The sequence below is a fragment of the Segatella copri genome, assembly GCF_009494395.1.
Taxonomy (GTDB): Bacteria; Bacteroidota; Bacteroidia; order Bacteroidales; family Bacteroidaceae; genus Prevotella.
Map to the genome: position 1 here is coordinate 1 of NZ_VZCB01000090.1, position 7,331 is coordinate 7,331.

The following is a 7,331-nucleotide window of genomic DNA, read 5'->3' on the forward strand; positions in this document are numbered from 1 at the left end:
AGAAAAATGCTCAATTCAGTTGTTTGCTTCCCTAATTAAGTTTTCGGACGGTCTCTCCCTCTTTATGAGGGCACCTTTTTCAGTGCCCTCCCCAGGAAGCGGGGATGTAACCGCCCTACTCGGTGCTCAGAACCGCTACGCTCTAAGGTTGTCGGACCATCAAAGGTTTTCGACATATTGTGCGGGATGGGACCGCATGGGAAGCGATGCCCCAACCTATACTACATGATGTTCTACATTAGTATACATTATTAGCTTCTCGCAACTTATTGATTGCTATCATTCTCTTTCAATGTCTGGTTGCAAATATATATATACAGAATGATGATAATATCATTAAGATGCCAAAGAACCAAAATTTTATATTATCATGCTTTCCTCTAACAGCAAAATAGCCCAAACAGACAAAGACTATCAATATACAGCCCAATGCAACAACATACTCCATTTTGTCTGCAATAGAAACTTTTGCATTATTTCCTATAAATATAGATAACAAACCAACAAGGAATGTGGTTATTGTAATAAACAGTCCCATCTGCTCCATGTTCTTACGCTCCATATTGCTAATTTTCTCTTGTGCTTCTTGTATAGACAAAATATCTTCATATCGTTCAATTTCGCTTTCCAGCATTGAACATTCCCAATCTAATTGGTCTCTTTTCTTATAAATCTCATCGAATTTCAATGGACGACTAAACGATGAGGGATGAAATAATCTATATTCATTGTTAATTTCAGTACATTCATTAAATGTTAGCTGAAAAGCATAACATTGATTTTGTTTACTCCATTCAATTTTGTCGTGGAAAAATTCATTCCATTGTTTAACGCAATCCATTTTCTCTATCAAGATACTCTTGTCAACCCTATTGACTATATCTTCTTTTATAGATTTGATGGTATATTCTATAGCCTTTTGATATGGATGATAATTATATATCATACACATATTTTGAATGGTAATAATTTTATCCAAACATATTCTTATGTCCTTGAAAGAAAATATCTTTGGATATTTACACTTTAAAGAAAATAGACAATTATACATATAAACTCTAACTGACCGTAGAGCATATTTATTAAATTCATAGAACATAGTTTTTTCTTTATCTTCATAAAAAAGTTCATATTCTTTTAATAAATTTTCTGCCTGCGTTACATTCTTTGTCACTTTTGTATAATATCTCATCAGCAGGACCATCTGACCTAATTTAGCCCATCGCTTATTAGGATGACTTTGCCACTGATAAACGTCTTCTTCTAATATATATTTTTCGGGATTAATAAATTTTAGAAAATTTGAATACACGTCATTAGCAGACGTATCTATCCCTTTTGGAGCAACTACTGAATTTTTAAAATTAAACTGATACTCAATTCGCATATTTTTTGCAAAATGAGAAAGTTTTAAAAGTAAAATGTCTATCTCTGAAATTGCTAAATCAACATTTTTCTTTGCATCACTATCTACAATATTACCTTTTGCTTTTTCCAGATGCTCTTTGCAAATAAGAAGCTTTCTGATTTCTCTTTGATCGTATGAAAAACGATATTCAAATAACCAAATATCTATTATAGTATCGAGTAATGTTAACCATGAATCCCTTTTAGAAGAGGGTTTTTCAACTTCTATAAAATTCAATATTCTTTTTCGAGAAACTTTTTTTTCATATATCTCAGAAGTGATATAGATATAGAACTTTGTCAACATGATTGCAGACTTTAGTTCTATCAGCAATTGCTGAAAATCATTCTGCAAAGATTTTTTTTGCTTATTATCACCAGTTTCAACTATTTCATATGTACATTTATCCAATAAGCTATCTATGCCATCTGTAGGGAAACGTAAATGATCTCCTTGCATTACCAAATTACTAAAAAGGACAAACAATTTACTCTCTGCATCCGATATTTTACCCTTGCCTAAGAAAAAGCTTTTTCTACTTTTTTCTTCATCTGACCATTCTAATGAGTCTATCCAACCATCAGGAAATAAACTTTTAAAAAGTTCATTAACCTTTTCTATTAAAGAAATAGCACGTTTTTTAGTCATAACATTTTTTACTCTCTATAATTTCCAATGACGTCATTTTTTCTCTGTTATGACCGCACAACTTTGCATATTGCATTGCAATTTGCCAAACCGACCATTTATGCGTCAATTCAACTAAATCAAATACAGGCATGGTCAAATACTTCCGATCATTTTTTATAAAGTCGTCCATAGCTTCGTCAATCCATTCCCTATGTACTCTGGATATAGAAGTAAACATATCAGATTCTAGTTTACAATAAATGCATTCATTACCATTAAAACTGATATGCTGAAAAGTTTGATTACTCTTCATTGCATCATATATATCTATTTCAACGGGTCCATATGGTAGAGCATAGAATTGATCGAATATATTCAACAACTTTCGATTTGTATTCTCAACATTCCAAGCACATACAAGAAAAAGGATTTTCTGAAGACGCAACTTTGTAAACGTCGGAACCTTCTCATTCCTTTTCTCTATTTTTTTCTTCCATTCATCCAAACGGAATACTAAATATTCAAACAACAAATTCTTATTCATAATAAAAAGCTATACAGCATTATACATCACCATCTATTTGATAAAACTTTTTTACAAACAACATTGATGTATGAGATATTTTCTTATAACTAATATTTATTACTTACTATTTTTTTCTTGATTTAACTTTGGTCGAAAAAAAGCAACCTTTAGATGCCCTAAATCTTCTTTTTTAATCATAATGCAATATATTATTACTCTATAAATTCCGTATTGCATATCGCAAAATGAAGTAGCATCCTTGCATAGCAATATTACTTACTTTCACTTTGAGATAAGCATATGAGGTTTTGCCTATCAGATTTACTAATGGAGATTTGATTGTAAACACCTTATTTCTTTTCATCAAACTTCTCGTTAGAAGCTGTTGCATTTAGCTGAATACCCATGTTTTGCAACATCACTTTTGCAAAAACATTTGCCATATTGCTTTGGTTTTGCATATTCTGATAAGATTCCAAATCCCAAAATAGATAGGTATCCCAAATACCTAAATCTATCTCTTTCTTTAGAGTAGTCATTTTCTCTGGAATTGCCTTTCCATTAGCATCGAAATAAGTATCCCAATTGGTACGTAGTCTAAAGACGCTTATAACATTAAACTCACCTGGGGTAAACAACTCTATAGGAAAATTAGGATGATTAATGACATTCTTCGTTTTGTCATAATCACATTTAGAAAAGTCTATATCTACATATTTTTTAGCTACAGCCCTAACTGCCAACAAACGAGAATTGGAAGAGAAATAGGCTTCAACATCTGAGAAAAATAATTCATCACAATTACCCTTATTGATTTGTTCTATCATCAAATTGATCGTATCTCGGTCAATCTCCTCGTGCTCAAACCGAACATGTTCAATACAAAACACATCATCAACAGGTTTTACAATAGGAATACCAAGCTTACATAAAGCAACTAATATTGCTCTTTTCTCTACTATGTTAATCTTATTGTTAAATTCCGAAGCAGCCAAGTCATAAGTCTGTCTTTTCTTTGCATAATTCAAGAAGATTTCCAATGCCTTGATTGCTATACGACGTACCTTGACGATTTTTCGGCTTTGAAATCGGTAAGAAAACCATGCTCCAAAGAAACCACCAGCGATAGCACTCACAACTATAACGACTATTTTAACTAATATAGAAACCATAATATTCCTCCAAATTTTTATATTTGTTTTTTAAAGCCCATTACATACACGTATATCACCAATACAGCGTCCCCACTGTATTCCAAGTAGTTACATCTATCAGTTTTTTGAAAAAAGTTATTCTTGTATCGTTTGCAGGGTGAAGGATTACTTTGCACATTCCTTCACCTCATCTGTCCTTTCAACATAGTAACACGAAAGAATAGAATAAAATTCCTTATCTTCATCTTTCATGCGGGTAAGAAAGTCTGCCCTATTTGCTAAAACCATCAAGCACGTCTTGCTTGATTCTCTTAGCAACATCCAATTGTTCTTCGCGAACCATTATATGAATATACATATCGTTACCACAAGCATCAATGCAAATTGGTAAATCAACAACATTCATATCTAATAACCCTTGAAGCTTATGAAACAAACTTGTAAAAAGTCTGTTACGATAATACTGTACCGAAAAGCCTTCTGCCTTTTTACGAGCATTCATCGGAACATCGGCTATATCATCGCATACATAATACAATATCGCATTGTCATGAGACCTGAAGAAGCTATAAATTTGATTTGAGATAAGTGATAAATGCATCCATTACATAGCTATTTCACAAACCTCGCATCCTCGTTTTGCCATATCTTGCAGCTGAGCTGCCTTATATGCCTTCATACGTTTCACCCACTCTGCTACCTTTGGGGAATCGCTTTTAATAACTAATGTTTCTTTTATCTCAATCATTGTATAACCTCCTATATTAAAGAATGCTGCAAAGATACAACTTTCTGACGTAAACACCAAGGAATTAAGAGAAAAAAATGCATTTATTAACCTACACTTGGCTTAGGGCTAAACATCATAATACACAAAATGATTCAGCTTCCTTACCGGTTCTGCGGCGATAGTCATCACGCATTCGCTTTTCCATTTGTGCTATGTATTCTGCCTTTCGCTCCCTAGAAGCCTTGAAGCGACGTATAAAATCTGCTTTTTTTCTTCTATGTTCATAACGTAAGTTTTGTTTCGACTCCCCTGTCCCTCTCTTGCGAAGAGGGGGTCCTTAACCCACTCCCAAGCCCTCGCCCTTTCCAAAAGGGCAAGGGATGTAACCGCCCTCCGGTGCTCGGAACCGCTACGCTATAAGGTTGGCGGGGCATCAAAGCCCTCGCCATGGTTGTGCGGGATGAGACCGCCTGGCTGTTATGGGGATCAGCTTGCAATTATATTGTTGAAAGTGGGTGCATGGAGAGGGCTTGCAGGTTAAGCCCACCAGAATTGCTCCTCATTGCAGTATCGCTCTGCACTTGTCGCCACTCGAATGAGGAATATTATTTTTATTCTACTTTTGATAGGATTACTTCTGGGGAGGTTCCCATCAGGGTTATGGCGGAAATCTTATGACCGCCATTGGCGTTTAATGAATGACCACAATGATAGAGGGTGTCATCTATGATAAGCCAGCGGTCATGGGACTCGTTACTCCATTTTCTGATGTCTATATGATTGTCGGGGAAGAGGCGGTCATGCTCATCCATGAGACGTTGCATTCCTTGACCTACACCTGCAGTATAAACAGTCGCTGTTACTTCAGGTTTGCGAACATCTAACACGCTTAGGGTTAGCGATGAAACATAACCATCTATAATGATTACTCGATGATTGGCTGAACGAACAAGGTTCTCCAAAGCAACTCTTGCAGTATAGAAATCACCTTCGAAGAAGACCATCTCAGCGGGAGGGGTCGAAGTTCGAATAAAGAAATCAAGCTGCTGTTGCTGCTTGGCCTGAACGTCCTCAATATGAGTCATACGCTTGTCCATATTCTCCTGTAAGGCTATCAAGTGACGGTTCACGGAATAACCTTGAAGAAGGTATTGCTTTATAACTGCATTCGCCCACTGACGGAAACGGGTTCCTATCGGGCTCTTTACTCTATAGCCTACAGAGATTATAACATCCAAATTATAGATTTTAGTACGATATCTTTTGCCGTCTGCGGCAGTATGTAAGGATTCCTTACATACTGATTTTTCGTCTAACTCTTTCTCCTTAAAGATGTTACGAATATGCATAGTTATATTGTTACGAGTTGTACGAAACAACTCCGTCATCTGTGCTTGAGTAAGCCAAACCGTATCTTGATCCAGTTTCACCTCCAACCTAATGCTTTCGTCTGGTTGGTAAAGTACTATCTGTGAATCATCAGCCATAGGCTGTATATTATTGTCGTTTGCCATAAACATACATTTTAGCGACAAAAGTACGATTTAATTTCGTAATCACCCCAATCGGCATAAAGGGTTACCTTGGTATCATCTACGATGTACATGTAAACATGGGTGTAGAAGTTTTTCTTACCTGACTGGTAACGGTAAATGATCTCGATACTGTCTTTATGATAGACGAGGGTCTGGGAGCTATCTAAGAAAAAGGTTGCTCCTGGTTTGATTGATAAAAAGGATTTCATGATTTTATATTTTGTTCCTCATTGCAGTATCGCTCTTCTAAAATCACCCCGTCCCTCTTTGTTGATAAAGCGAGCTGCACTCGGCAATTTGAAAACGAGTTTTCATTGCACTCATTGGCATCGCTTTTTCCCATTAAAGAAGGTATTTTTTCGAATCCCTCCGTCTCCCTTTCCAAAGGGAGCTCCACCTCTAACCAAGCCTTCCTCCTCAGAAGGAAGGATGTAACCGCCCTCCGGTGCTCAGAACCGCTACGCTCTAAGGTTGGCGGACCTTCAAAGGTCTACGCCATATTTTGCGGGATGGGACCGCCTTCCTATTATCTTGCTAAAGGTGCTGGGTACTACCCCTATTTTAAAACAACATTAGCTTGCAATAAGTCACAAAGAGAGCGTAACGTTTTTAATGTATAAGGACGAATCGTCAAGTCATCACAGATTAACTTCTTATCCTTACCCAAGAAAAACATACCACAATGATCATTAAGACCTGCTTTAACAGGATATATTCTTAATCTATCATGTAAGTTTACTAATCACATTCCATTAGGCTATGCTCTTTAAGACTTCCAAAAATTTAGGGAGTTCTGAAAGAGGAAGGATACCTTCTTTCTCTATCTCTCCATAATTAACATCATATACTATTCTATCACTAAGAATAGATAAACAGGCATCTCCTTTGGAGGTCTTCCATTGCATTAATATATAGCCATTGGTATTTGGGAATATTGCTAATCCCTGAAGTAACGATTCGCTACAGCATGCAACAACCTTCCGAGAATAATTACACGCTTCTGATGATATGGAAGGTGAACCTGCGTAATCCCAATTTGCTGGCAAATCTCGAAGTTCAAGAATTCGTTTCTCAAGTCGTTGTCTTAACGAAAGACTTGGCTTTTTTTTCAAGTGTTGCTTCAATAATCGCAAAGCTTCTGCCATAGCATCAGTCACACTGATGTTATTCTGCTCTGCTATCGTTGCATAGCCTTGATATAATGTATTATCGAGTACCAATGTTGCCATAATCGTAATATTCTAATTATTAGCTGCAAATATAAGGTTTTTTGATGAAACTACCATTTTTTTGGGGGGAGACCGTCCGAAAACTTAATTAGGGAAGCAAACAACTGAATTGAGCATTT

At 36.1% G+C, this 7,331-nt stretch carries 7 protein-coding genes; all 7 read right to left on the reverse strand.

Features of this window, described 5'->3' with window-relative positions:
* Positions 1-289 precede the first annotated feature (289 nt).
* Positions 290-2,056, reverse strand: coding sequence for a hypothetical protein (locus tag F7D73_RS12350; protein ID WP_153125137.1), 1,767 nt, complete (start codon positions 2,054-2,056; stop codon positions 290-292).
* Positions 2,049-2,582: a Panacea domain-containing protein gene (locus F7D73_RS12355; protein WP_153125139.1), complete on the reverse strand. Its 534-nt coding sequence runs from the start codon at positions 2,580-2,582 to the stop codon at positions 2,049-2,051. The genes F7D73_RS12350 and F7D73_RS12355 overlap by 8 nt, the downstream gene beginning before the upstream one ends.
* Positions 2,583-2,914: 332 nt before the next feature.
* Positions 2,915-3,736, reverse strand: coding sequence for a hypothetical protein (locus F7D73_RS12360; RefSeq protein ID WP_153125141.1), 822 nt, complete (start codon positions 3,734-3,736; stop codon positions 2,915-2,917).
* A gap of 253 nt (positions 3,737-3,989) precedes the next feature.
* Positions 3,990-4,220 carry a hypothetical protein gene (locus tag F7D73_RS12365; RefSeq protein ID WP_153125144.1) on the reverse strand — a complete coding sequence of 77 codons (231 nt, stop codon included), beginning with the start codon at positions 4,218-4,220 and terminating at the stop codon, positions 3,990-3,992.
* A gap of 102 nt (positions 4,221-4,322) precedes the next feature.
* Positions 4,323-4,466, reverse strand: coding sequence for a hypothetical protein (locus tag F7D73_RS12370; RefSeq protein WP_153089397.1), 144 nt, complete (start codon positions 4,464-4,466; stop codon positions 4,323-4,325).
* A 593-nt stretch (positions 4,467-5,059) separates the two neighbouring features.
* Positions 5,060-5,962 carry a virulence RhuM family protein gene (locus F7D73_RS12375; RefSeq protein WP_194256914.1) on the reverse strand — a complete coding sequence of 301 codons (903 nt, stop codon included), beginning with the start codon at positions 5,960-5,962 and terminating at the stop codon, positions 5,060-5,062.
* A gap of 773 nt (positions 5,963-6,735) precedes the next feature.
* Complete coding sequence (locus tag F7D73_RS12380) at positions 6,736-7,212, reverse strand: hypothetical protein (protein WP_153125149.1); 477 nt, start codon at positions 7,210-7,212, stop codon at positions 6,736-6,738.
* Positions 7,213-7,331 lie beyond the last annotated feature (119 nt).

Bases quoted from the DNA above. Each gene is read 5' to 3' on its own strand.
- F7D73_RS12350 (WP_153125137.1), bottom strand. From the start codon at position 2,056: ATGACTAAAAAACGTGCTATTTCTTTAATAGAAAAGGTTAATGAACTT.
- F7D73_RS12355 (WP_153125139.1), bottom strand. From the start codon at position 2,582: ATGAATAAGAATTTGTTGTTTGAATATTTAGTATTCCGTTTGGATGAA.
- F7D73_RS12360 (WP_153125141.1), bottom strand. From the start codon at position 3,736: ATGGTTTCTATATTAGTTAAAATAGTCGTTATAGTTGTGAGTGCTATC.
- F7D73_RS12365 (WP_153125144.1), bottom strand. From the start codon at position 4,220: ATGAATGCTCGTAAAAAGGCAGAAGGCTTTTCGGTACAGTATTATCGT.
- F7D73_RS12370 (WP_153089397.1), bottom strand. From the start codon at position 4,466: ATGATTGAGATAAAAGAAACATTAGTTATTAAAAGCGATTCCCCAAAG.
- F7D73_RS12375 (WP_194256914.1), bottom strand. From the start codon at position 5,962: ATGGCAAACGACAATAATATACAGCCTATGGCTGATGATTCACAGATA.
- F7D73_RS12380 (WP_153125149.1), bottom strand. From the start codon at position 7,212: ATGGCAACATTGGTACTCGATAATACATTATATCAAGGCTATGCAACG.